Here is a 26,345-nt window from a genome sequence, read left to right as displayed (position 1 = left end):
ACTAGCCATTGGCAGGTAAGCCGGATTTATCGAGTTTCATTGCAGGGTGCACTAATTACATGAAAATACACCGTTTCTGTCTGATCACCTTGGCCATGATGGCCGCAGGTTGCACTACCTACAAGCACCCAGAGCCAACTCAGGCCAAGGACGCGCTCAAGCAGGCGATGAATGAGCAGCAGAAGCAGCAAAATACCCCCCTGACCACGCTGCCCAAGTCGGTGCAGAGCGAGCTGCTGCAACTGAACCGGCCGCAGATGCCGGTTGCCATGCCGGAGAAGCGGTTGCGGATCGCGGCCCACGACGTGGAGGCGGTGGAGTTTTTCGGTTCACTGTTCAAGGGCTCCCGCTATAGCGTGGCGGTGCATCCCGGGGTCTCCGGGCTGGTCTCGGTCGAACTGAAAGATGTCACCCTGCCCGAAGTGCTGGCGGTAGTTGGCGATATGTATGGCTTCGACGTGCAGCGCAAGGGGAGTGTTTTCCATATCTATCCGGCCGGCCTGCGCACCGAGACCATCCCGGTCAACTACCTGATGCTCTCCCGTCGCGGCCTCTCCCGCACCTCGGTCAGTACTGGCGGGGTGACTGCCAATGACAACAACAACGGTAGCAACAGCAATTTCGACAGCTCATCCAGCAATAGCACGACCAATAGCACGACAAACAACTCGAGCAACTCGAACAGCAGTGGCAATGGCACCCGGATCGAGACCGACAGCAATAGCGACTACTGGACCGATCTGCGCGATTCACTGCAGACTCTGATTGGCAACGGGGATGGACGAGCCGTGATCACTAGCCCACAGGCGGGTCTGGTGACGGTGCGGGCCTATCCGAAAGAGCTCAAGGCGGTGCGCGAGTTCCTCAGCCAGTCGGAAGATCACCTCAAGCGTCAGGTGGTGCTGGAGGCTCGCATCCTTGAAGTGACTCTTGGTGAGGGTTACGAGCAGGGAGTGAACTGGGACAAGCTCTCTGCAACTGCCGATGGCAAGGGGATGACCACTGGCGGATCTCTGGCCGATACTCAGTTGCCCAGTACAACCAACCAGATTTTTACCGCTCTGGGCGGCGGGGCCAGTTTCAAAATCTCCGATGGCAATTTCGATGTTACCGTCAAGTTGCTGAAAACACAGGGCGATGTGAATACCCTCTCCAGTCCGCGTGTGACTGCTACCAATAACCAGAAGGCGGTGATTAAAGTCGGTACCGACGAGTATTTTGTCACCAATGCTTCGACTACAACGGTGAGTACGGCAAGTGGTGACCGAACTACGCCCAATGTTGAGCTGACTCCTTTCTTCTCGGGTATCTCTCTCGATGTCACGCCACAGATCGATGAAGAGGGCAAAGTGCTACTGCATATTCACCCCTCAGTCATTGATACCGAAGAGCAAACCAAGACCATCAAGGTGACTGACAGTGACATCCTGGAATTACCACTCGCCAAGAGCTCTATTCGTGAGTCCGATACCGTGGTGCAGGCCAATAACGGCGACATCATCGTGATCGGTGGTCTGATGAAGACTGACAAGAAGGAGACTGTCAGCAAGGTGCCGTTGCTGGGTGATATCCCCTGGGTGGGCGAAGCCTTTACCAACCGCAGTAAAAGCAACAGGAAGGTAGAACTGGTGATTATGCTCAAGCCGACCGTCGTCGATAAGGATACCTGGCAGAACGAGCTGCAGCGATCTGCCGACCTGCTCGACAAGTGGTATCCCTCCAAGGGCTAATTCATGACTCAGCGAGCGGTCAGTCTTATTTCGGATGGTCTGCGGCGATTTGTTCGCAGAGGTCTCTTGCCCGCTGTAGCAGGTAACGACAGATGTACCTGACCCATTTCGGCCTGCAGGAGGCGCCGTTCAGCCTTACCCCCAACACCGGTTTCTACTACGGCCTGCCGCCTCATGAAGAGGCGCTGCAGGTGCTCAACTGGGCGTTGGCTCAGGGGGAAGGCTTTATCAAGGTGACCGGCGAAGTGGGCACCGGCAAGACGCTGCTCTGCCGCAAATTGCTGAGCGAGCTGGGCTCGGAAGAGTGCCCGGTACGCCTCGCGTGGCTGCCCAATCCCCACCTTAGTCCGGCCGAGCTGCGCACCGCGCTGGCGCTGGAGCTGGGGTTGTCGGTGCGGGATCAAAGCGAGCTGGATCTGACCGATCGCATCCATCGCCACCTTATCAGCCTGTATCAGCAGGGAAGTCGGGTGGTGGTCTTGATCGATGAGGCGCAAGCCCTGCCGGATGAGACGCTGGAGGCAATTCGGCTGTTTGGCAATCTGGAAACCGAATCGAGCAAGCTGTTGCAGATAGTGCTGTTTGGTCAGCCCGAACTGGATGTGCGGCTGGCCAAAACCAATTTGCGTCAGCTGCGCCAGCGCATTGGCTTCTCCTATCGCCTGCGACCACTCAGTTTTGACGAGACTCGTGCCTATCTGGAGCACAGATTGCAGATCTCCGGCTATCGCGGTGCGCCGCTATTCGCCGGCCGCGCCTTGCGCCTGCTGTGGCGCGCCTCGCGCGGGGTGCCAAGGCTTATCAACATCCTGGCGCACAAGTGCCTGATGCTGGCCTATGGTCAGGGGGCTCGTCAGGTCGATGGCCGGCTGGTAGGGCTCGCCATTCGTGATACCGACGATGCCAGCCGTTTTGCGCCACGGCGCTGGTGGCCGCTGTTGCTATTGCTGGGATGTGCCCTGGCTTATGGAGTCTGGTCATGAGTGTGATCAACCAGATGCTGAAAGATCTGGAGCAGCGCCAGCAAAGCGTCGAAGGGGCGGCCGTCTACGTCGCTCCGGCGCGCCAGCAGGGTTGGTGGATGTTGCTGCTCACCCTGCTCTGCGGGCTGGCGCTCGGGATCCTAGGATGGCGAACCTGGATCTACTGGCAGCAAACCCGTGTGGTTGCACCGCAGGCTAATGTAGTCAGCGAGCAGAGCGCTCCCGATGCGGTTGCCCGGGTGGCTGAGCCGGTCGCCTCATCTGCATCGGCCGAAGTGGCCGCTACCCTGCCTCTGCCCCGTCAGGCGGAACCTGCAGAGGAAGAAGCTGAAGACGAGGCATCGCTGGCTCAGGGGGAAGGTGCTCCCTTTGACGCCTCCAGCGAGATTGACGAGCGGACGCCGACCGATGAGGAGCTGCAGCCCGAGCTTTATGCCGAGCTGGCCGCAGAGCAGCAGGCTGCCGCCGTACCGCGCAAGCCGAGCGTGCTCAAGATTGAAACGGTCGAGCTGTCACCCAAAGAGCTGGCAGCGCTCTCGGAGCGCAAGGCGACTACCGCCATGGCCAAGGGCAATATGCGCGATGCTCAGGACAACTACTACGACGTGCTGGCCCACGATCCCTATAACCAGGGCGCCCGTGAACAGCTGGCCGGGTTGCTCTACGGCGAAGGGCGGCTGACCGAGGCACGCCAGCTGCTGGAGGAGGGGATCCGGCTCGATCCGCAACAGGCCGATTTTCGTCTGCTACTGGCCCGTCTCGCCATCAGCGAGGGGTTGCAGCAGCAGGCGCTGGGCTGGTTGGCTGGTTATCAGCCTGATCTCGCCAGCAATCTGGACTATTACGCGACTTGGGCCGGACTGGCGCAGGAGCTGGGACAGAATGTCGAGGCGGCCAATCTCTATGTGAAGCTGCTGCGCCAGCAGCCCGATCAGGGGCGCTGGTGGCTGGGGCTCGGTGTGGCCGAGGATGGTCAGGGCCACAGCCAGCGTGCCCTCGATGCCTATCGCAATGCTCAGCTGCATGGCAACCTGGGTGAAGCATCCACCAGCTGGTTGGAACAACGGATTGCCCAGCTTGCTCCCTGACGATCACCGGATCAGATGGAGCAAGAGGGAAGAGAACAACAGGAATCGGAGTAGCAATGGCACAACCCAGACTGAAAATGCGCCTCGGCGACCTGCTGGTACAAGAGCAGATCATCTCCGATGATCAGCTGCAGCTAGCGCTGCAGCAGCAGCGTCAGACCGGCCGCAAGCTGGGCACCACCCTCATCGACCTCGGCTTTATCAGCGAGGTGCAGCTGCTGCAATTTCTCGCCCGCCAGCTGGATGTGCCATTCTTCGATCTCAACAACCTCACCATAGATGCTGCCGCCGTGCCGCTGTTGCCCGAGGTGCAGGCGCGCCGTTACCGGGCGCTGGCGGTCAATCTCACTGACGATCGGGTGACGGTTGCCATGTCGGATCCGGCCGATTTGAGCGCACTGGATGCCATCGCCGCTCTGCTCAGCCCGCGCATCATGGTGCTTGCGGTGGCACGTGAAGGGCAGCTGCTGGAGTATTTCGACCGTCTCTATCGCCGCACCCGCGAGATTGAGAGCTTTGCCGAGCAGCTGCAGGAGGAGTATCAGGACTCCGGCTTCGAGCTGGGTTCCGGCAATCTGAGCGCTGCCGATGAGGGGGAGGCGACAGTGGCCAAGCTGCTGCGCTCCGTGTTCGAGGACGCGGTTCAGGTTGGCGCTTCGGATATCCATATCGAGCCGGACGAGAAGGTGCTGCGCATTCGCCAGCGGATCGACGGCATCCTCCACGAGAATATCCTTAACGAGGTGCGCATCGCCCAGGCGCTGGTGCTGCGTCTCAAGCTGGTGGCGGGGCTCGATATCTCCGAGAAGCGCTTGCCGCAGGATGGCCGTTTCAACATGAAGGTGCGCGGGCGCGATGTGGGCGTGCGGATGTCCACCATGCCGGTGCAGTATGGCGAGTCGGTGGTGATGCGTCTGCTGGATCAATCCTCGGGCATCCTCTCGCTGACTGAAACCGGGATGCCGCCCGATATCCTGACCCGTTTCCGCCGTCAGCTCAAACGGCCGCACGGTATGATCCTGGTAACGGGACCGACCGGTAGCGGCAAGACTACGACTCTCTATGGCGCCCTCTCCGAACTCAATCAGGCGAGCCAGAAGATCATCACGGTTGAAGACCCGGTGGAGTACCGCTTGCCTCGCATCAGCCAGGTGCAGGTCAACCCCAAGATTGGCCTCACCTTCTCCCACGTGCTGCGGTCTACCTTGCGTCAGGACCCGGACATCCTGCTGGTGGGCGAGATGCGCGACAACGAGACGGTGGAGATCGGCCTGCGCGGCGCCATCACCGGTCACCTGGTGCTGACCACCTTGCATACCAACGATGCGGTGACCAGTGCTCTGCGCCTGATCGATATGGGGGCTCCGGGTTATCTGGTTGCCAGCGCCCTGCGGGCGGTTGTCGCTCAGCGACTGGTGAGACGGATCTGCGAACACTGCGTCGAGGAGAAGGTGCCGGATGAAGGACAGACGACCTGGCTTACCGTGCTCTCGGGAGAGGCCCCCGGGCAGCATACCTATCACAAGGGGCGGGGTTGCCAGAGCTGCAACTTCACCGGCTATTCGGGCCGGATCGGGGTTTACGAGTTGCTGGAGCTGGATCAGCCGATGATGGATGCACTGCGCCGTAATGACGCTGAGGGTTTTGCCAAGGCAGCCCGTCAGCATGAGCACTATCGGCCATTGGCCCTCACTGCCCTCGATTATGCCCGTGAGGGTATTACCTCGGTGGATGAGGTGCTCCGGCTGGCCGAGGATTTGGGGTAAGCGATGGCTAACTTTGCCTACAAGGGGCGCGACAGCCAGGGCAACGCTACCAGCGGTGTGGTTGAGGCTGCCAACGAAATGGCGGCGGCCGAGCAATTGATGCGCCGTGGCGTGATGCCCACCGAGCTCAAACCGGGCAAGGCCAAGGGGGCCGAGCTTAACTGGTCGCTGCTGCTGGAGGGGGGTGTCAAACTCGATGAGCTGGTGATCTTCTGCCGCCAGATGTATGCTCTGACCCGGGCCGGGATCCCGATCCTGCGCGCCATCGCCGGGCTGGAGGAGAGCACCCACAGCAAGCCGCTCAAACGTGCGCTCCATGCGCTGGGAGAGGATCTTGGCAACGGCCGACCCTTATCGAGCTCGATGCAGGCTCACCCCAGAGTGTTCAGCAGTCTCTTTATCGCCATTATTCACGTTGGTGAGAACACCGGTCAGCTGGAAGAGGCCTTCCTGCAGCTTGCCACCTATTTCGAGCTGGAGCTGGAGACCCGCAAGCGGATCAAGACTGCGATGCGTTATCCCAGCTTCGTGCTGATCGCCATCGGCATCGCCATGGTGATCCTCAATATCATGGTGATACCGGTCTTTGCCGGCATGTTTGCCAAATTCGGGGTGGAGCTGCCGCTGGCGACCCGGATCCTGCTCGCAACCTCCCACTTCTTTGTGCACTACTGGTGGCTGATGCTTGCCACCCTGATTGCTATTGTCGTTAGCTGGCGGCGCTGGGTGGCTACTCCCAAGGGCAAGCTGACCTGGCATCGCTGGCAACTCAGGTTGCCTATCGTAGGTACCATCATCGAGCGCTCCCTGCTGGCCCGTTTTGCCCGCAGTTTTTCCATGATGCTTAAAGCAGGGGTGCCGCTCAATACTGCACTGACGCTGGTTGCCGATGCGGTGGATAACGCTTGGATGGCTGGCCGGATCCGTGATATGCGGGCCGGGATCGAGCGAGGTGAGAGCCTGCTGCGCACCGCCAGCAGCAGCGGCCTGTTTACCCCGCTGGTAATGCAGATGATTGCGGTGGGTGAAGAGACCGGTCAGGTCGATGACCTGCTCCATGAAGCGGCCGAATATTACGAGCGAGAGGTCGACTATGACCTCAAGAGCCTCACCGCGCGGATCGAGCCGATCCTGATCGGGATTGTGGCGGTCATGGTGCTGATTCTGGCGCTGGGTATCTTCACACCGATGTGGGACATGATGAGAGCCGTAAGAGGAAAGTAACCCAGTATCTTCACGCCAGAGTGGGACATGATGAGGGCCGTAAGAGGCAAGTAACCCGGTATTTTCACGCCGGAGTGGTGGGACATGATGAGAGCCGTAAGAAGCAAGTAGCTCGGTATCTTCACGCCGAAGTGGTGGAACATGATGTGCGCTGTGCGAGGCAAGTAATTTGCTGGCGTAGCTGCGGGGGAGTCGAGGGCTGGATGAGCAGACAGGCAGTGCAGGATGACCGCTGGCTCGGCGGCTATCGGCGGATTGCGGTGGTGATCCTGCTGATGGTGATTGTGGCTACGCTGGCGCGCACTTATCAGCACAACCGGGAGGAGGCACAGCAACTCACTCTCACCCTGCTGGGTGTGCAATTTGCCGAACGGGCACAACGTTTGCACGGCCTCTGGCTCGATGAGCGGCGGCCCCAGACGCTCTATGTGGGTGAGCAGGGCTGGCATTTCGATAAGCGAGGCTGGCCGCTGGGTCTGTCGCCACTGCAATCCCCTTCCGCTGATTGCCGACAGTTGTGGCTGGCGCTGATGGGAGAACAGCAGGAGGAGCTGCCTCCTCTGCAGTTTTTGGCCCGCGCCGATGGCAGCGGTTGCGACATAGGGTGGGATGGTTATTGGCTCTTTTATCAATTTTCTGACGGGCGCGTGATTAAATCACCTTGAACAAGGGCGATGATAGGGCCTAACGGCATGATTTTTTTGAGTCTGCATGAAATAATACAGGCTCTATTGGGGAGGGTGCATGACAATGAAATCAACGGCACTGAGAGTGCCAATGAGAGGGATGATGAAACGGACGGCAGGTTTCTCTCTGATTGAGCTGGTGATCGTCATCGTGATCCTGGGGATCCTGGCGGTAACGGCGTTGCCCCGTTTTCTCGATGTGACTGATGAGGCGAAGAAAGCCAGCGTCGAGGGGGTTTCCGGCGGTTTTGCTACCGGGGTATCTCTGGTGCGGGCCCAATGGGAGGCTGAGGGGCGAGCCAAACAGGATAGTCTCAACACAGTGCTTTATGACGGTTCCCGTTTCTATCTCACAACACCGACCGATACCCAGATCAGCAATGGCGAGTTATCGCCGGGTTATCCGATGGATACCGCGGCTGGCGGCACTCCCGATGTGGATCCTACCAATCTGACTGCGGAGCGGTGTCTGAAAATTTGGGAGGGGTTGCTGCAAAACCCACCCAAGGCTACGGCCAGCTTCAGTGAAGTGCGCGGTAGTGGTAATGACCTGAAATACTATGCCACCGTGAGCAGTAATGGACTGGATTCGGTCTGCCGTTACTATCTGGTCAATAGTTTAAGTAAGGGCAGCGATGGCAAGTATCAGGATCCGCAAGGCAGTACTGATGCATTTATGAGTTTCAGTTACCGTCCGGCCTCCGGTCAGGTGACCACCAATATTAATTGACAGAGGAAAGTGCAATGAAAAAACAGGCGGGTTTTACCCTGATCGAACTGGTTATCGTGATCATCATCCTGGGGATTCTGGCAGTGACTGCCGCACCCAAGTTCCTGAATCTGCAGGATGATGCCAAGAAGTCTGCGGCTCAGGGCGTGCAGGCTGCTGTAAGTAGCTCGGCTCAGCTGGTTTACAGCAAGTCCGCGTTGGCTGGTGTAGAGCGTAATGCAACTGGCGCTGTTAGCAGTAGTGATGGTACTAGCATTTCTGTTGTTTATGGTTATCCGGCTGCGACTGCTACAGGCATTAAGAACGCTGTTACTCTTGATGGTTCTTGGACTGGCACAGTATCTAGCGCGCTTGGCAACTTTGTATTTTCTACCAGCAGTTCCACCTGCACAGTGAACTACAAGGAAGCGACAAGTTCGGCTGCATCCGTAACAACATTGTCAGGCTGCTGATATGTAAGCGAGGCTTCGGCCTCGCTTTCTCTTTCCCTGATGAGAATACCTATGCCTGCAACCAAGGGCTTTACCCTGATTGAACTGGTACTGGTAATCCTGTTGCTCGGGATTCTGGCCGCCTTTGCCGTGCCCAAATGGCTGGGCAAAGGCGGCTTTGAAACTCAAAGTTTGCGTGATGAGCTGCTGACCCGGCTGCGCTTGGTGCAGACCGTCAATATGCATGAGCCTGCCAACCGCTGCACCCAGTTGGTGGTCGATGCATCCAGTTTTGCTCATATTACCCAAGCTGTTGTCGGCGGGAGTTGTCCTGCCCCTGGCGCTCTTGCCAGCTGGAGTGGCAATCAACGCACCCGTGGCCGCCCGGTCACGCCTTCTGCCGGTATGACTATCTCCCTTAATAACAGCAGCAGCTTTGTGCTCCGTTTCGATCAGATGGGACGACCAATCGGGGTTTGCAGTGCGGGATGTACCCTGCAGGTAAGCGATGGGCGCGAGACGGGAGCAATCAGGATCGAGTCAGAGGGCTATATCCATGAGAGCCCCTGAACGCGGTTTTACCCTGATCGAGCTGATCGTCGGCATAGTGCTGCTGGCGGTGGCGCTGACCGGCATACTCGGTTTACTCATCAATCAGGCGCCACAGGCTGTTGATCCGGTGCAGCAGGTGCGTGCCGCCCAGTTGGCCCAGCGTCTGACTGGCGAGATCCTGCAAAAGTCGTTTGATGAAAAATCAGATCATAACGGTGGTCGTTACCGTTGTGGTGAGACCTTCAATGGCCAATTTTATGGGGATTGCAGCTGCCCTGTTGGCGTGACATGTACCCAGCAACCTCCTGCTCCGGCGATTGCTGGTTGGCTGCCCAGTCAATATGGCCCCGATGGTGAGCCTACCCCCTACGCCTATAACGATGTGGATGACTTCGATACGGCGGGAAGTTGGCGGGATGCCAGCTGGTTCACCCAGACTTCATCAGGTATCGGCAGCGATGAGTATCGCAACTATCAGGTCAAAATCGCTGTCAGTGCCGTTGATTTCAGCGATGGTACCTTCAAGAACTGTACGGCCCCCTGCTCGGTAGGAAAGCGCATCGATTTGCAGGTTCGCCTGCCCAATCAGAGCGTGCTCGATTTCTCCTTCTATCGGGGGAATTACTGATGGGCAGGATCATTCAACGGGGCCGTAGCTCGGCCCTGACCGCTTTATGCTCAGCCAGAGGTTTTACTCTGGTCGAGCTGGTGATGGTGATTCTGCTGCTCGGGATCATGGCGACCTTTACCAGCCAGTTTATCGGTATTGGCACCCAGATCTACGGTGATGCCAGCAGCCGTGAGCAGCTGATGAGCGATGCCCGCTTTGCCATGGAGCGGCTAAACCGCGAGCTGCGCAATGCGGTACCCGGTTCTGAGCGGATCGAGACTGCGGGCGGCCTCTGGGTTGATTCCGGTGTCTGCCTGCGCTTCTGGCCCATCAGCACCTCCAGCCGCTACCTTGCCCTGAACAAAACGATATCAGGCAGCAGCTCCACGCTGGAGCTGGTGATGGCAACGCCTGCCGCCGCGACGGATCCCCTGAGCTCTGATGCGACCGCGGTCAAAGTCGGTGATCTGATGGTGGTCTTTCCGTTACCCAATTCCAGTGCGGGTTCCCTGAGCAGTGGTTGTGATTACGGGCGCTGCGTGGCAAACGTCACAGCAGTGCAGACTCCGGTATCCGGTGCACAATCTATCCGCTACACCAGTGCCGAGAGTCTTGCCGGCCTCTCGCCGGGGAGCCGGGTTTACTTTGTCAATCAGCAGGTTCGCTATTGCGTGGAGGGCAGCGCGATCACCCGGGCAAGTGCTGCCATCAGTGCATCTTTGCCTGCCACCGGTGTGTTGATGGCCGATTCTCTTGCTTCCGGCAATTTCTATCGGGAAACCTCAGCCTTCAACGCGGAGGGAGAGTTTGGCATGCGCTTCGTATTCGAGCGCAAGGGGGAGTCGGTCACGTTCAATCACAAGATCGAGGTGCTCAATGTCCCTTGATTCGCGTTCACCAAGAGGTATGCGGGGGAGCGTCCTGATGATTGCGCTCTTCGTCATTGTGGTCATGGCTCTGCTGGCTGCAGCCATGGGTCGTTTTCTGGTCGATAGCAGCGAAAAAAATACCGTGGAGGTACGTAGCGTGCGTGCCCTGCTGGCTGCCCAGAGCGGGCTGGAAATGTCGCTCTATCGGTTGTTTCCAAATCGCACTCTCGCCCAGCTGGCTCCTCCCGCGTTGTGCCCGGCAACCACTTCAGTCAACTTTACCGCCAATCCCGGGCTTGCAGGTTGTCAGGCTGTGGTTCGTTGCGGCAGTGTGCCGGTGACCTACAACGGAACCGTGACCAACGGCTATAGGCTGGAGAGTGTTGGCACGTGCGGTACAAGTGACCTCACCTCGGACAGCCCTGATTTTATGGTGAGCAGAACCGTGATGGTGGAAGCTTTTGATGGAGGTACACCCTGATGCGCAAGGTTTGGTTGATTCTAGCCTTCTGGTTATTCAGTAGTGCTACCGGGGCGTTTCAGACTATCGACACATCCACCTATTTTCCTGCAGTGACTCAGGGTCATCGTGGGGACACCAATCTTAATTGCAATTCCCTTGGTAATCCGGCGTTGACTATGTACGGCTCTGCCAAGGTGAACGGCACTGCAGGAGCTGCACTTAATTATTGTACTTCAAGCCAGGGCTCCGGAATGCCGTTGGATGCATGTGACAACGCAGATGGTTCTCGCCGCTTGTGCTCGATTACCCGAAATACGATACGTGGGTTACCTGTTAGCGGTGGTAATGCATTTTCCTCGAGTAGTGGATCTAGTGGCGATTTTTCACAATGTCAGGCTGGGCAGCAGTTGAGTATCGGGAGTGCAACCTCGAATCAATTTAACTCCATTGCATTGAATACCAGTTGCTCTTTAAGTTTCTCCAATGCTGCTACCGAATATCGCATCAAGTCGTTGGTATTGAACAATAGCGCCAAAGTGATTTTTTCATCCGGTGATTACTGGATTGAATCATTAACGATGAATCAGGGTGCAGAAATTCAGATTCAGGGTGAAGTTCGTATTTTTGTCAAAAACACTTTTGAGCTGAACAATGCCATATTGAATGCTTCTGGCGAGGGAACACTGCTGTTATTTGGTTATGGCGGAATTACCCTGAATGGAGGGAGTCAAATAAATGGTTATGTCTACTCCGATCAAAATCTGACTCTTAACAATTCAGCCATTATTCGTGGACGCACGACAAGCCGTAGTCTGAATATGACTGATAGTTCTGCAATCAATGATCAGACATTCACTCCCATACTGGGGTGTTTTTCAGATGATTTTCCCGGAACAACATTGAGTGACAAGTGGGTTGTCAAAAGGACTTCTGGTTCTTTTGACCCGAAGATTATCAGTGGCCGATTACGGATGACTGAGGCGAGTGGTAATCAGGCTACTTCCGCGACTTATCAGCGTTTATTCCCGGCTGCAAATAATTTGGTCGAAGTCACTTTTCGTTATTATGCATGGTCACCCACTTGGTTTAATACCGGGGGGGATGGATTGGCGGTGATTCTTTCTGATGCGACAGTAACCCCGCAGCCCGGTAGTTTTGGTGGCGCGCTCGGTTATGCCCAACGTGATGATGGAACGCCTGGTTTTGCCGGTGGGTGGCTTGGCGTCGGGCTTGATGAATATGGCAACTTTTCCAACGGTAATGAAGGGAAAGTTGGTGGCCCGGGATTCCGTGCTCAAGCAATTGCGATTCGGGGGGGCGTCGGTTCAAGTTATCGCTATTTGGCAGGCACGGCAGCCAATCTTAATCCCAAGATTGATGTGAGTGGCACCAGTTCTGCACAGCCGGGTCACCTGTATCGATTGAGAGTCGATTCTCGGGTCGCGGGGCGTGCGATGGTCTCGTTGGATAGAGACAGTGGCTCCGGATTTAGTACCCTTGTTACCCCATTCAATGCGATGGCGACCGCTGGACAAGAGCAGGTTCCAGCAGATTTTTTGTTGTCGCTTACAGGGTCAACAGGAGGTGCCAACAATAACCATGAGCTGGATGATCTCCAAATCTGCGCTCTGCGCTCCAACCCGATCGGGGTGCAGATTGACCACTTCCAGCTTGATTACTCCGGTCAGCCGCTGACCTGTAATCCCGAGACGGTGACGGTCAAGGCATGCGCCGATGCCGCTTGTAGCACACTTATCAAAGACCCGGTGACCGCGACCCTCAGTCTTACCCCTACTTCTGCCAGCAATGGTTGGATTGGCGGCAATACGGTGACATTCAGCGGCGGCTCGACCACGGTGCAATTGCGTAATAACACGACGACTGCAGTTACTATCGGCGTTTCCGGTTCGAATCCTACGACCAAGCCATTCAGTACCACCTTGTGCAAGGCCGGGGCTGGTACGCCTAGTGCGGTAGCCTGTACCCTGAATTTTGCCGACAGCGGCTTCTTCTTTGATGTGCCTGACACCTATTCCAATCAGCCGCAGATAGTGACCATCAAGGCGGTCAAAAAGAGCGATGTGACCAAGCTGTGTGTGCCGGGGTTTGCCAGTCAGACCAAGAGCGTCAAGTTCTGGAGCAGCTATATCACCCCTGCCAGTAACCCCTATAACAGCCAGATCAGCGTCAACAGCAGTGCGATTGGTGCCAGTCAGGGCGCTGCAACCCCCCTCTCTCTCGCTTTTGATGCTCAGGGACAATCTTCCATAACGGTCGCGTATCCCGATGCCGGTCAGGTGCAGCTGGATGCCCGCTATGACGGTAGTGGCAATGAGGCAGGTCTGATCATGACAGGATCGGATCAGTTTGTGGCTCGGCCGGTGGGGCTCTGTATCACCAGTGCCAGTGGTAGTTGTTCCGGCAATTACGCCAACTGCCCGGTTTTCCGAAAAACGGGGGCTACTTTCCCGATCCAGATCCAGGCCATGGCCTGGGAGTCAGGCAGTGACAACGATATCTGTACGGGGAATCTGGCCACGCCCAACTTTGCGCTGAACGGTATCGCCCTTGGCACTAGCCTGGTTGCTCCAACACCGGGTACCAATGCTACGGTAGGAACCGCTACCTATAACCATGCTGCGGCAACCAACAGTATCAATACCGTCAACCAGACGGTAAACGAGGTGGGGGTGTTCAGAATGACAGCAACCCCGCCGGCCAATGGTTACTTCGGTTATACCATCCCTTCAGCTCAGAGCGCGCCGTTGGGGCGTTTTGTGCCGAGCGACTTCAATCTGGTCAGTGGCGACATAGTGCCGGCCTGCAACGCTTTCTCCTATATGGGGCAACCTTTTGGGGTGACGCTTGATGTGCGGGCTCGCAACCAGTCCGGGGGACAGACTCAGAACTATACTGGCGCTTTCGCCAAGGGCAGTGCCTATATTTCCGTCGCCAATAACAAGGACGGCAACTCTCTGGCGACCCGGCTGACCAGCCTCGCGGTGCCATCATGGGTCAACGGTAAAGCTGCGTTTAACGGCGCCACTGCCTTTGCCCGTCTCTCTGATACCCAGCCGGATGGCCCCTACAAGTCGCTGCTGTTTGGCCTCTATATGAACGACAACGACGGTGGCAATACCCTGATCGCCACGCCTGACTTCAACGATGCGGTGGTCGGCAATTGTAGCGGGGTGGCTTGCAACGCAAGATTGATCGACAGCGTGCCAATGCAGACCTATTTTGGCCGGCTGATGGCGGGGACAGGAGCGGGTCTTGCCTCGGCACCGTTGGCAATTCCGCTGCAGATGCAATATTACGAAGCGGGCAACTGGGTGTTAAACAAGCTGGATCAGTGCACCCAGCTCTCCCTTGCCAGTCAGGGGATTGCGTTCCTCAATCCAAGCCACTCGTTTGATGCGGCAACCAGTAGTCTGAATCTGGGGGTGGGGTTACCCATCAGACTAGGGCTGGGCAGCGCACCTCCCGGCGCTATGTCGGATAAGGCAAAGGATGGCGAGATACGCTTCCAGTTTGCCAGACCCGGGATCGCAGTACGTATTCCCTACAAGGTGGATCTGGCGAAGCAACCCTCATCACCGCTCTGGCTCTCCGATCCGCTGACCCTGCAAGGTGAGGCCATCTTTGGTTCGACCCGCGGTAATGACAGAATTATCTATCGGCGCGAAATATTGCGCTGAGGTGCCGCAACAGGGGGGTGAGGCGTATCTTCTCCCTCCAACACCCTGTTTATGAGGGCTGGCAAGCCTGAGCAAGTGAGTAATGACTCGCACTTTTGTCGCGCTTGATTGATTGGCGACAGTTTGAGCGCTTGCCCATTGGGGTGGGCATTGGTAAAGTTAGCCGGTTTTCTGCACCTCCAAATTCTTAGGATTTCCCGTAGCCATGTTCAAAAAGCTCAGAGGCGTCTTTTCCAACGATCTGTCGATCGATTTGGGAACTGCCAACACCCTGATCTATGTAAAAGATCAAGGGATCGTCCTTAACGAACCCTCAGTTGTCGCCATTCGCCAAGAGCGCGGGAACGCCAAATCGGTCGCTGCTGTCGGTCATGCCGCCAAGCAGATGCTGGGCCGTACCCCGGGCAACATCTCCGCGATCCGCCCGATGAAAGACGGTGTGATTGCCGATTTTTACGTGACCGAGAAGATGCTGCAGCACTTCATCAAGCAGGTTCACGACAACAACTATTTCCGCCCCAGCCCGCGAGTGCTGGTGTGTGTACCGTGTGGCTCCACTCAGGTTGAGCGTCGCGCCATCAAGGAATCCGCTCTGGGTGCCGGTGCCCGCGAGGTTTACCTGATCGACGAGCCTATGGCTGCTGCCATCGGTGCCGGTCTGCCGGTATCCGAAGCGACCGGTTCCATGGTGGTTGATATCGGTGGTGGTACTACCGAAGTGGCCATCATCTCCCTGAACGGTGTGGTCTACTCCCAGTCCGTCCGTATCGGTGGCGACAAGTTTGATGAAGCGATCATCAGCTACGTCCGTCGCAACTACGGCAGCCTGATCGGTGAAGCTACTGCCGAGCGCATCAAGCACGAGATCGGCTCCGCCTACCCGGGCGAAGAGGTGCGCGAGATCGAAGTCCGTGGTCGCAACCTGGCTGAAGGTGTGCCGCGCAGCTTTACCCTCAACTCCAACGAGATCCTGGAAGCGCTGCAAGAGCCGCTGTCCGGTATCGTGGCTGCCGTGATGGTGGCGCTGGAACAGTCTCCGCCGGAACTGGCTTCCGACATCTCCGAGCGCGGCATGGTGCTGACCGGTGGTGGTGCGCTGCTGAAAGATATCGACCGTCTGCTGATGGAAGAGACCGGTATCCCCGTCGTCGTTGCCGAAGATCCCCTCACCTGTGTGGCCCGTGGCGGCGGCAAGGCGCTGGAGCTGATCGATATGCACGGTGGCGATCTGTTCCACTACGAATAAGACCCAAAGCCGGCCAGCGTGCCGGCTCTTTTTTGACGACCCATGAAACCCATTTTTGGTAGAGGCCCTTCGCTTCAGTTACGGTTGTTTCTCGCCGTCATCATCTCCATTGCTGCCATCGTCGCGGATTCCCGCTTCGGTGTGTTCAGCCACGTCCGCGTCTACCTCAGTTCGTTAGTCAGTCCGTTGCAGTACATGGCCAATGCGCCCGGCACCCTGCTCGACACCATGTCGACCCAGGTGCAGACCCGTGCCGATCTCATCGAGCAGACCAAGCAGCAGGAACAGCAACTGTTCACCCTGCGTGCCCGCCTGCTCAAAATGGATCAGCTGGAGCATGAAAATCAGCGGCTGCGTGAGCTGCTCGGTTCGCCGGTACACAAAGAGTCCCGCAAGATGGTGGCCGAGCTGCTGTCGGTGGACTCCGACCCCTTCAGCCATCAGGTGCTGATCAACAAAGGGGCGCTGGATGGCGTCTACAACGGTCAGGCAGTGATCAACGATCAGGGTGTGATTGGTCAGGTGCTCCATGTGGGCTCCACCACCAGTCGCGTGCTGCTGATCACCGACTCCAGCCACGGCATTCCGGTGCGGGTGCTGCGCAATGACTTACGCGCCATCGCTTCCGGCAGTGGCGAGCTCGACAAGCTGGAGCTGCGCAACCTGCCGCGCAACACCGATATTCAGGTGGGTGATCTGCTGGTTACCTCCGGTCTTGGCGGCCGCTTCCCGGAAGGTTATCCGGTGGCGACCGTGACCCGCTCCGAGTATGTGGAAGGCAAGCCCTTCGCCCAGATCGAGGCCAAACCTCTGGTCGAGCTGGATCGGTTGCGCTATCTGCTGCTGCTGTGGACCGACAAGAAGCCCGAGGTAAATGACAAGGATGGCGAACGCCCGGCCCCCGCTGCCGCTGCGTCCGCCGCAGGAGCCACTCGCTGATGCTGCAACCCGCCAGTGGCAGGATCTGGATCTGGATCTCGATCCTGCTGGCTTTAAGCCTGTCGATCCTGCCGCTTCCCTTTGAATTTGATCCATTCCGTCCGGACTGGCTGGCCATGGTGCTCATCTACTGGGCGCTGGCGCTGCCGCACCGGACCAACGTTGGCACCGCCTGGGTGGCCGGTCTGCTGCTGGATGTGCTGCTTGGCAGCACCCTCGGGGTGCGCGCCATGGCGATGGCCATCACCACCTATCTGGCGGCCTTCCAGTTCCAGAAGATCCGCAACTTCTCCCTCTGGCAGCAGGCGCTGATCATCGGCTGCCTCTCGCTGGTGGGCAAACTGACGGTCTTCTGGGCCGAGCACCTGTTTAGCCGTGCCAGCCTCAACTTCGCCTACTTTTGGTCGACGTTGACGACGATGCTAATATGGCCCTGGGTGTTTCTGGTGTTGCGCAAAGTGCGGCGCCGCTTCAATATCAGGTAAATATGAGCAAAAACAACGAACTGCAACTCTATCTTGCGTCGGGTTCCCCCCGTCGTCGCGAACTGCTGACCCAGCTTGGCTACCGTTTCGAGGTGTTGAAACTCGATGTGCCCGAGCAACGGGAAGAGGGCGAAAAGGCGCAGGATTACGTCTGCCGCCTCGCCCGCGACAAAGCGATGGCCGGTGTGGCCATCGCACCTGACGCATTGCCGGTGCTGGGCGCCGACACCATAGTGGTGCTGGGCGACAGAGTGCTGGAGAAACCGTCCGATCTGCTCGATGCCAAAGACATGCTGGAGGCGCTCTCCGGCAAGGTGCATCAGGTGATGACGGCGGTGGCGCTGGCCAGCAAGGATCGTTGTGACGTGCGACTGGTCACCACCAACGTGGCATTTCGCAAGCTGGACGAGGCCGAAATCGAGGCCTACTGGCAGACCGGTGAGCCCTGTGACAAGGCCGGGGCCTACGGCATTCAGGGTATTGCTGGCAAGTTCGTCAGCCGTATCGAGGGGAGCTACAGCGCCGTGGTCGGCCTGCCCCTGCTGGAAACGGATCTGCTGATCAAGCATCATCTGGAACAGCTCAGGTAATTTCCCGTCAGCTGTGCTGCTGCGTTCGTCCTTGCGCGCGTTGTACCGGATTGGCTGTATAAGAATTCAAAACTGGAACAGGCAAGGTTACTTATGTCGGTAGAACTGCTGGTTAACGTTACCCCCTCCGAAACCCGGGTCGCCCTGGTCGAAAATGGTCTGCTGCAGGAAGTGCACGTAGAGCGTCAGGCCAAGCGCGGCATTGTCGGCAACATCTACAAAGGCAAGATCAGCCGGGTACTCCCGGGCATGCAGGCGGCCTTCGTCGATATCGGCATGGACAAGGCGGCCTTTTTGCATGCCTCCGATATCGTCCCCCACACCGAGTGTGTGGCGGTGAAGGAGAAGGAGCAGTTCCAGGTCGGCAACATCGCCGAACTGGTGCGTCAGGGGCAGGACATCATGGTGCAGGTGGTGAAAGATCCGCTGGGTACCAAGGGTGCCCGTCTCACCACCGACATCACCCTGCCATCCCGCTATCTGGTCTTTATGCCGGGCAGTGCTCATGTCGGCGTCTCCCAGCGTATCGAGTCCGAAGCAGAGCGCGAGCGTCTCAAGCGCACCGTGGCCGGTTATGTGGATGAACTGGGCGGCTACATCATCCGCACCGCTGCCGAAGGGGTGGGGGAGCAGGAGCTGGAGCAGGATGCCGCCTTCCTGAAACGGCTGTGGCGCAAGATCCTCGAGCGCAAGCAGAAGTATCCTCCCTGCAAGATCCTCTACGAGGATCCCAGTCTGGCATTTCGGGTGGTGCGCGACTTTGTTGGTGCCGAGCTCGACAAGATCCGCGTTGACTCCCGTCAGAGCTTCGATCAGCTCAAGCGCTTCACCGAAGAGTACGTGCCGGAGCTGGCCAGCAAGCTGGAGTACTACCCCGGCGAGTCGCCCATCTTCGATCTTTACGACGTGGAGAACGAGATCCAGCGGGCGCTGGAGCGCAAGGTGGAGCTGAAATCCGGCGGCTACCTCATCATCGACCAGACCGAAGCCATGACCACGGTGGATATCAACACCGGCGCCTTTGTCGGCCATCGCAATCTGGAAGAGACCATCTTCAACACCAACGTCGAGGCGACGGCGGCCATCGCCCGTCACCTGCGCCTGCGCAATCTTGGCGGCATCATCATCATCGACTTCATCGATATGCAGTCCGAGGATCACCGCCGCCGGGTACTGCACAGTCTGGAGCAGGCGCTGTCAAAGGATCGTGCCAAGACCAACGTCAACGGCTTCTCCCAGCTCGGTCTGGTGGAGATGACCCGCAAGCGTACCCGCGAGAGTCTGGAGCATGTGCTCTGCTCCGAGTGCCCCGAATGCAAGGGGCGCGGCCGGGTCAAGACGGTGGAGTCGGTCTGCTTCGAGATCCTGCGGGAGATCATCCGGGTCAATCGCGCCTACGATGCGGATCAGTTCACCGTCTACGCCGCGCCTGCGGTGGCCGATTACCTCCATGGCGAGGAGTCCCACAGTCTGGCGGAGCTGGAAGTATTCATCGGCAAGCAGGTGCGGGTGGTGAGCGAACCCCTCTGCGGTCAGGAGCAGTTCGACGTGGTGATGATGTAATTGGTCTATCGCTGGCTGAGTCGGGGCTGGTTGGCCCTGGGGGTTCTGTTCGTACTGCTGGCCATGTTGGTCACGCTGGTACGGGTCGGAGGCCCTTTGCTGAATCAGTACCGGGAGAGCCTTATCAACTCTCTGCTCGGCGATTCGCAAATCAAGGTCAGCGTCGATCAGATTGGACTGAGCTGGACACAGTCCGGCCCGGCCCTCGAGCTGCAACAGCTCGCCGTCGCCCCCGACTCCAAGCGCTATACCATCAAGCTCGGCAAGGCCTGGGTTCATCTCGACTTCTGGCGCACCCTCAACCAGCTCAAACCGGTCTTTGGCGAGCTGATCCTGAGCGATGGTGACATCACCCTCGATTTCAGTCAGCCGGCTGACGACAGCCCCGCTGGTGACCCCCAGCAGGGTGCCCTGCTGCGCTTTCTGCTGACCCAGCTCTCCACCTTCGATGTGCACGATACCCGCCTCAGCGTCACCACGGCGCTGGGCGACATGCGGGCACTCGACATTGCCCATCTGCGCTGGCAGAACCGCGGCAAACGCCATCAGGGGGTAGGCAAGGCCTATCTCATCAACGGGGTGGGTGAGAGTACCCTCGACCTGATCCTCGATGTTGAAGCGCCTGAAGCGCGTCTTGATCGCCTCAGGGGGCAGCTCTATCTTGGCGCCAACCGCCTCGATATCAGCCCCATGCTTGCGCGGATCCACGCTGGCGAGCCGGCCATCACCGGTCTGCTCGACTTTCAGCTCTGGAGCGATTTCGCCAACGGTCAGCTGGGCAATACCCTGCTGGCATTCGGATCCAACTACCTGATTTGGAAGGATCCCAAGAAAGGGGATATGCACCGTTTCGGCCTCGATGGCGGCAAGATCCAGCTGCGCCGCGACGGCACCGACTGGCAACTGGCGAGCCATAACGTCACCTTCAAGCTGGATGGCAAACCCTGGTTGCAGAGCCGCCTGCAGCTGGAGCGGATCGGGGATCGGGTGCAGGGCTATCTGCCCAGCATTGAGTTCGACAAGATCACCCAGATGAGTCAGCTGGTCTCGGCCCTCTACCCGACGCTCTGCGAGACCCTGCGCCAGACCAATCCGCAGGGCTCGGTGCAGGATCTGACGCTGCTGGCCAAGGCAGACTGGCAGGATCTCTCCCTCAGCGGTCGCTTCAGCAAGGTGCGTCTCAAGGCGTGGCAGGATGTACCCGGGATGCAGGATCTCAACGGCGAGTTCTGGCTGACCCCAACGGGAGGCAGTGCCAGACTGGCGCTGGCCAAGGACACGCTGGATCCGGCCCGCCACTTCAAGGAGCCGATCCCGGTCGACAGCTTCTCGGCCCGTCTCGACTGGTGGCGTGAAACACAGGGCTGGGTGATCTACGGGCAGGATATCGCGCTGGATAACCCGGATCTGACCCTGGCCAGCCGCTTTCGCCTCGATCTGTTCGAGCACCCTTTCCTCGCGCTGACCGGCCGCATCGATGTAAAGAATGCGGGTCATGCCTATCGCTACTTCCCGCTGCAGGTGATGGACAAGGAGCTGGTTGATTACCTCAGTGGTGCCATCAAGGGGGGCAAAGCCAAAGGGGCCGACCTGCTCTGGTATGGCGAGTTCAGGGATTTCCCCTACGAGAAGGGTGAGGGCATCTTCCAGGTGGCGGTGCCGCTGGAGCAGGCGACCTACGAATTCTTCCCCGGTTGGCAACCACTTACCGACCTGCAGATCGATCTGCTATTCCAGAATGCCAGCCTCGATATGCGCAGCCGCTCGACCAAACTGGGCAAGGCGAGCTCCGATTCGGTGCATGCCTGGATCCCGGATCTTGCTCCTGGCGGCCATCTCTATGTGGATGCGCAGGTGCAGGGCGAGGGCAAGGCCATCAGCGACTATCTGCAGGACTCCCCGTTGGGCAGTTCGGTGGGGCAGGCGCTGGAGGAGATCGAGGTGCGTGGCCCGCTCAAGGGGGCGCTCAAGCTCGATATCCCCCTTGACGGCGAGAGCGAGGTGAAGGCTAGCGGCGATGCCACCTTCAACAACAACAAGGTGCGGGTCGCCAGTCTGGATCTGCCGCTGGAGAAGGTGCAGGGGCGGCTCGAATATGACAACGAGCAGACCCGCTTCAGCAACCTCAAGGCGACCCTGTGGAATCAGCCGCTCACCCTCAACTATCAGGGGCGCCAGCATCCTGACCGCTATCAGGTCGATCTCGATTTCCAAGGCCAGTGGGATAGCCGCCGCCAGCCAGCAGCAATCTCCTCATACGGCATCCTCAACGGCCGCAGCAACTGGGGCGGCAAGCTGGGGCTGACCTTGCCCGATGACAAGCCGTTCAGCTTCCAGCTGGGCCTCGACTCCACCTTGCAGGGGATGGCGCTCGATCTCCCTTCGCCACTGGCCAAGAGCAGTGGCAGCCGCCTGCCGCTCACCGTGATCGCTCGTGGCCGGGATGGCAGTGCCGATATTCGCGCCGTGCTGGGGGCGGATGTGGATATGCAGACCAGATTGGTTTACGGCGAAGGTGTGCCCTATCTGAGCCGGGTGCGGGTCGATGTGGGCCAGCCGGGCGCGCGGGTACTGCGCGATGTCCCCATGCTGCTCGCCATCAACCAGCAGGAGGCTGATGTCGGCGGTTGGTTGGCCCGACTCAAGCAGTGGCTGCCTTCCGGCAATGCGCCGACCGGTACTGCCGTGGTTGGCCCCTCTTTCCTGCCGCAGGAGTGGTGGGTGGATGGCCGGCTGGCGCGGGCGAATATCGGCAGCGCCACCATCAAGGCCACCCACTTCACGGTGGGGCCGGTCAATCAGGCGACCGAGGTGATGCTCGACAGTCCCGATGTGATGGGGGTGATCCGCATTCCTGTGGCGGCCAACCGCCCGGTCGACGCCAAGTTTGCCCGTATCTACTGGTCCGGCAAGAGCGAAGAGTTGAGCCCGGATCCCGACGCCAAACAGGATAACGCCATCATGGCCTCCATCCCCTGGTTGAAGGTGAGCTGCGTCGATTGCCGTTTTGGCGAGTTGCCGCTGGGCGAAGTGAAAGGCGAGCTGCTGCCGGGCGCCAACAAGGTGACCCTCAAGGATCTGGATATCCGGCTGGCGGGCAGCCAACTCACCGGCAGCGTCGACTGGCTGGCCGATGGCAACCGGATGGAGACCCGCGCACGTGGCAAGCTGACCAGCAAGAACAGCGAGCTGCTGCTCAAGCGGCTCGGCTACACCTCGCCCATCGGTGATGCGCCCGGCTCCCTCGCTTTTGACCTCAACTGGCAGGATGTACCCTACCGCCCGAACTTGCCAACCCTGGGGGGCAGTGCCAACTATCAGCTGGAGGGCGGCACCCTGCGCGAGGTTAACGACAAGGGGGCGCGGCTGCTCTCCCTGCTCAGCCTCGATTCCCTGCTGCGCAAGCTGCGCCTCGATTTTCGCGATGTGTTTGACAAGGGCTTCTACTTCGAATCCATGTCAGCCTCTGCCAAGATCAAGCAGGGGGTGGTGGATAACCAGGACTTCTTCATGAAAGGGGCCGCCGGCAATCTGCGCGGCGAGGGGATTGCCGATCTGGTGCGCTGGCGGCTCGATTACGAGCTGAGCTTCTCCCCCAATCTGGGGGGCACCCTGCCGGTCGTGGCCGCTTTCTCCATCACGCCGGTGACCGGCCTTTATGTGCTGGCCCTCTCCAAGCTGCTGGAGCCGGTGGTGGACGTGGTGACCCGCATCGATTTTCGCATCTCGGGCCCGCTCGATGATCCCAAGCTGATCGAAGCTGGCCGGGATCGCGCTCGTATCAAGCTCAACCAGCAGCAGAAAGAGGCGGTCGATGCCGTGGCGCCCAAGCTGCCGGCGGCCGAGAGCACTCCATTTCTGCTGAATCCGCAACCGGGTAGCCCGAACCCGCCCTGACCTGCACCATCACAAGGAGTGAGCCATGATCCGACATATCCTGCTGATCGCCTTCAAACAAGGCACTTTGCCTGACCAGATCGAGGCTGTGCGAGCCGCTTTTCTGGCCATTCCCCATCAGGTCAGCGGCGTGACCGCCGTCGAGTGGGGCCGGAATGACAGCCCGGAGGGGCGGGCCGAGGGGTTTACCCACAGCGTGCTGATGACCTTCGCCGACGAAGCGGCCCGCCAGCGCTATCTGCCCCACCCTGATCATGATGCTCTCAAGGCCATCTTCCGCCCGGTGCTGGAGCGCATCATAGTGCTGGATTACACCCTGCAACCCGGGGATGCGGTCAGCATCTGAACGTTGCAACAGTGACAAGGAGAGAGTCATGTGGTTAGCCGCAATACAGCTGGTATCGGGCCGCAACTGGCACGATAACCGGGAGCAGATCGCCGCCGAGCTGGCGGCCTTGCCCAAAGAGCGGCCACTGCTGGTGCTGTTGCCTGAGAACTTTGCCCTGTTTGGCGAGCGGCAGGGTTATCTGGATGGCGCCGAGGCGATTGGCCCCGATCTGAGCGGAGCAGCACCCATCCAGCAGCAACTGGCCGACTGGGCGCGAGATTACGGCATCTGGCTGGTGGCTGGGGCTATGCCGACCACCATCGCCAGTTCCGACCATATCCATACCAGCTCGCTGGTGTTTGACCCAAGCGGTGAGCTCAGGGGCCATTACCACAAGATCCACCTGTTCGACGTGGATGTGGCGGACAATCATGGTCGCTACCGGGAGTCGGAGACCTTCAGCCCCGGCGAGTCGCCTGTGCTGGTGGACTCTCCCTTTGGTCCCCTTGGCCTCTCGATCTGTTATGATCTGCGCTTTCCCGAGCTGTATCGCCAATTGGCCCGAGCTGGAGCTCGCGTGCTGCTGGTGCCTGCCGCCTTTACCGCCGTGACCGGCGAGGCACACTGGGAGCCGCTGCTGCGAGCCCGCGCCATCGAAAACCAGTGCTATGTGGTGGCCGCCAATCAGGGTGGTACTCACGAGACAGGGCGCCAGACCTGGGGCCACAGCATGGTGATCGACCCCTGGGGTCGGGTGCTGGCCAGCAAAGAGTCCGGGCGCGGCACCGTGCTGGCGAAGATGGAGCCTGGGCTTATCGACGAATTGCATCGCACCATGCCAGTGCTGACCCATGCCCGTTTGTTGTGATGGTGTGGCTTGTTGCCAACCCGTCGGCAAGACGATTTAAAACATCTCGTTACGAGAGTGGAGAAGAAGATTGAGTCTATTGAGCCAGGTTAGTGCCTCCCTGTTGGCCCCGAATGATCTCGACGAAGGGCGCCTGCAGCAGCTGCTCGGCAGCCTGATGAGCCATCAGGTGGAGTTCGGCGACCTCTATTTCCAGCGCAGCTGGCACGAGTCCTGGATGCTGGAAGATGGCATCGTCAAGGATGGCAGCTACAACATCGATCAGGGGGTCGGGGTGCGCGCCGTCAGCGGCGAGAAGACCGGCTTCGCCTACTCGGACGAGCTGAGCCTGCTGGCCCTGCAACAGTCGGTGACTGCCGCCCGTGGTATCGCCGCTGCCGGTGCTCACGGCAAGGTGAAGACGTGGGCTCGCACCGAAGCGAACCTGCTCTATCCGGCTATGGATCCGCTGCAGACCCTCGACAAGCAGCAGAAGATCGCCTTGCTGGAGCAGATGGACAAGTTTGCCAGAAGTCTGGATCCCGCCATCAATCAGGTGATGGCCTCCATCAGCGGCGTCTATGAAGAGGTGCTGGTGGCCGCGACCGACGGCACCTTGGCTGCCGATATTCGCCCGCTGGTGCGGCTGTCGGTGACCGTCATTGCCGAGAAGGGCGATCGTCGCGAGCGCGGCAGTGCCGGTGGCGGTGGCCGCTTTGGTTACGACTGGTTCCTCGAACTGGACGGACTGGAGAGCCGTGCCTTTGGCTATGTGCGCGAAGCGGTGCGTCAGGCGCTGGTCAACCTCGACGCCGTCGATGCACCGGCCGGTACCATGCCGGTGGTGCTCGGCGCCGGCTGGCCCGGCGTGCTGTTGCACGAGGCGGTGGGTCACGGTCTGGAGGGGGACTTCAACCGCAAGGGCTCATCCGCCTTTGCCGGTCGCATCGGCGAGCAGGTGGCCTCCAAACACTGCACCATCGTCGACGATGGCACCCTGCCGGGTCGGCGCGGCTCCGTCTCCATCGATGATGAGGGGACGCCGGGTGGCTACAACGTGTTGATCGAGAACGGCATCCTCAAGGGGTATCTGCAGGACAAGCAGAATGCCCGTCTGATGGGCGTGCCGCTCACCGGCAACGGTCGCCGTGAATCCTACGCCGCCATGCCGATGCCGCGCATGACCAACACCTACATGCTGGCGGGTCAGTATGATCCGGCCGAGATCATCGCCTCGGTGAAGAAGGGCATTTACGCCCCCAACTTCGGCGGTGGTCAGGTGGATATCACCTCCGGCAAGTTCGTCTTCTCCGCCTCCGAGGCCTACCTCATCGAAGATGGCAAGATCACCGCCCCCATCAAGGGCGCGACCCTGATCGGTAACGGCCCGGAGGCGATGAGCCAGGTCTCCATGGTGGGGAGCGATCTTGCGCTGGATCGCGGGGTCGGTATCTGCGGCAAGGAGGGGCAGAGCGTGCCGGTCGGTGTCGGCCAGCCCACCCTCAAACTGGACCAGCTTACCGTGGGTGGTACCCAGTAAATCTCGCGGCAAACTGGTCACAGTGAAATCAAACCCCGGCTCTTGCCGGGGTTTTGCTATTCAGGGGAGCACAGGCAACA

22 protein-coding genes are annotated in these 26,345 nt (G+C 59.2%); all 22 read left to right on the top strand.

The genetic code is table 11. From position 1 onward, the window contains the following. Positions 1 to 59 precede the first annotated feature (59 nt). On the top strand, positions 60 to 1,730 hold the full coding sequence (gene mshL / locus LG31_RS0100550) for a pilus (MSHA type) biogenesis protein MshL (RefSeq protein WP_033112561.1): 1,671 nt from the start codon (positions 60 to 62) through the stop codon (positions 1,728 to 1,730). A 92-nt stretch (positions 1,731 to 1,822) separates the two neighbouring features. After that, entirely contained in the window at positions 1,823 to 2,713 is an 891-nt protein-coding gene (locus tag LG31_RS0100545; protein WP_033112560.1) for an ExeA family protein, read from the top strand. After that, a complete protein-coding gene (locus LG31_RS0100540; protein WP_033112559.1) occupies positions 2,710 to 3,801 on the top strand; it encodes a tetratricopeptide repeat protein in 1,092 nt (363 codons plus the stop codon). The genes LG31_RS0100545 and LG31_RS0100540 overlap by 4 nt, the downstream gene beginning before the upstream one ends. Positions 3,802 to 3,857: 56 nt before the next feature. Further along, positions 3,858 to 5,567 (top strand): MSHA fimbrial ATPase MshE, encoded by a 1,710-nt coding sequence (gene mshE, locus LG31_RS0100535; RefSeq protein WP_033112558.1) that lies wholly within the window; start codon positions 3,858 to 3,860, stop codon positions 5,565 to 5,567. A gap of 3 nt (positions 5,568 to 5,570) precedes the next feature. Beyond that, positions 5,571 to 6,791 (top strand): type II secretion system F family protein, encoded by a 1,221-nt coding sequence (locus LG31_RS0100530; RefSeq protein ID WP_033112557.1) that lies wholly within the window; start codon positions 5,571 to 5,573, stop codon positions 6,789 to 6,791. A 203-nt stretch (positions 6,792 to 6,994) separates the two neighbouring features. Beyond that, the gene (locus LG31_RS0100525) at positions 6,995 to 7,456 is read left to right on the top strand and encodes a hypothetical protein (protein WP_033112556.1); all 462 of its coding nucleotides are present in this window, start codon (positions 6,995 to 6,997) and stop codon (positions 7,454 to 7,456) included. Between the two features lie 79 nt (positions 7,457 to 7,535). Then, entirely contained in the window at positions 7,536 to 8,207 is a 672-nt protein-coding gene (gene mshB / locus LG31_RS0100520; protein ID WP_152598251.1) for an MSHA fimbrial major subunit MshB, read from the top strand. 14 nt (positions 8,208 to 8,221) lie between these two features. Beyond that, positions 8,222 to 8,659 carry a prepilin-type N-terminal cleavage/methylation domain-containing protein gene (locus tag LG31_RS0100515; protein ID WP_033112554.1) on the top strand — a complete coding sequence of 146 codons (438 nt, stop codon included), beginning with the start codon at positions 8,222 to 8,224 and terminating at the stop codon, positions 8,657 to 8,659. Positions 8,660 to 8,710: 51 nt separating this feature from the next. Then, on the top strand, positions 8,711 to 9,208 hold the full coding sequence (locus LG31_RS0100510; RefSeq protein WP_033112553.1) for a prepilin-type N-terminal cleavage/methylation domain-containing protein: 498 nt from the start codon (positions 8,711 to 8,713) through the stop codon (positions 9,206 to 9,208). Continuing rightward, positions 9,195 to 9,818, top strand: coding sequence for a type IV pilus modification PilV family protein (locus LG31_RS0100505; RefSeq protein ID WP_033112552.1), 624 nt, complete (start codon positions 9,195 to 9,197; stop codon positions 9,816 to 9,818). The genes LG31_RS0100510 and LG31_RS0100505 overlap by 14 nt, the downstream gene beginning before the upstream one ends. Next, positions 9,818 to 10,687, top strand: coding sequence for a PilW family protein (locus LG31_RS0100500; protein WP_084059502.1), 870 nt, complete (start codon positions 9,818 to 9,820; stop codon positions 10,685 to 10,687). Before LG31_RS0100505 ends, LG31_RS0100500 begins: the two co-directional genes overlap by 1 nt. A gap of 37 nt (positions 10,688 to 10,724) precedes the next feature. Beyond that, on the top strand, positions 10,725 to 11,150 hold the full coding sequence (locus tag LG31_RS0100495; RefSeq protein ID WP_084059501.1) for an MSHA biogenesis protein MshP: 426 nt from the start codon (positions 10,725 to 10,727) through the stop codon (positions 11,148 to 11,150). Then, positions 11,150 to 14,830 (top strand): DUF6701 domain-containing protein, encoded by a 3,681-nt coding sequence (locus LG31_RS0100490; protein WP_033112550.1) that lies wholly within the window; start codon positions 11,150 to 11,152, stop codon positions 14,828 to 14,830. The genes LG31_RS0100495 and LG31_RS0100490 overlap by 1 nt, the downstream gene beginning before the upstream one ends. 205 nt (positions 14,831 to 15,035) lie before the next feature. Then, a complete protein-coding gene (locus LG31_RS0100485; protein ID WP_005340051.1) occupies positions 15,036 to 16,076 on the top strand; it encodes a rod shape-determining protein in 1,041 nt (346 codons plus the stop codon). Between the two features lie 42 nt (positions 16,077 to 16,118). Next, a complete protein-coding gene (gene mreC, locus LG31_RS0100480) occupies positions 16,119 to 17,015 on the top strand; it encodes a rod shape-determining protein MreC (protein ID WP_033112549.1) in 897 nt (298 codons plus the stop codon). After that, on the top strand, positions 17,015 to 17,500 hold the full coding sequence (gene mreD, locus LG31_RS0100475; RefSeq protein WP_033112548.1) for a rod shape-determining protein MreD: 486 nt from the start codon (positions 17,015 to 17,017) through the stop codon (positions 17,498 to 17,500). Before mreC ends, mreD begins: the two co-directional genes overlap by 1 nt. A gap of 2 nt (positions 17,501 to 17,502) precedes the next feature. Continuing rightward, complete coding sequence (locus LG31_RS0100470) at positions 17,503 to 18,090, top strand: Maf family protein (protein ID WP_033112547.1); 588 nt, start codon at positions 17,503 to 17,505, stop codon at positions 18,088 to 18,090. 93 nt (positions 18,091 to 18,183) lie between these two features. Then, a complete protein-coding gene (rng, locus tag LG31_RS0100465) occupies positions 18,184 to 19,653 on the top strand; it encodes a ribonuclease G (RefSeq protein ID WP_005340056.1) in 1,470 nt (489 codons plus the stop codon). Further along, positions 19,654 to 23,550: a YhdP family protein gene (locus tag LG31_RS0100460; RefSeq protein ID WP_033112546.1), complete on the top strand. Its 3,897-nt coding sequence runs from the start codon at positions 19,654 to 19,656 to the stop codon at positions 23,548 to 23,550. Positions 23,551 to 23,575: 25 nt separating this feature from the next. Next, the gene (locus LG31_RS0100455) at positions 23,576 to 23,896 is read left to right on the top strand and encodes a Dabb family protein (protein ID WP_033112545.1); all 321 of its coding nucleotides are present in this window, start codon (positions 23,576 to 23,578) and stop codon (positions 23,894 to 23,896) included. A 28-nt stretch (positions 23,897 to 23,924) separates the two neighbouring features. Continuing rightward, a complete protein-coding gene (locus LG31_RS0100450; RefSeq protein WP_033112544.1) occupies positions 23,925 to 24,746 on the top strand; it encodes a carbon-nitrogen hydrolase family protein in 822 nt (273 codons plus the stop codon). Positions 24,747 to 24,816: 70 nt separating this feature from the next. Next, positions 24,817 to 26,265 carry a metalloprotease TldD gene (gene tldD, locus LG31_RS0100445; RefSeq protein ID WP_033112543.1) on the top strand — a complete coding sequence of 483 codons (1,449 nt, stop codon included), beginning with the start codon at positions 24,817 to 24,819 and terminating at the stop codon, positions 26,263 to 26,265. Positions 26,266 to 26,345: the final 80 nt, after the last annotated feature.

Origin of the sequence: Aeromonas lacus, from assembly GCF_000764665.1 — a bacterium.
GTDB lineage: Bacteria > Pseudomonadota > Gammaproteobacteria > Enterobacterales > Aeromonadaceae > Aeromonas > Aeromonas lacus.
Note: the sequence above shows the minus strand (reverse complement) of the source record. Positions and strands in the feature narration are given on the sequence as shown.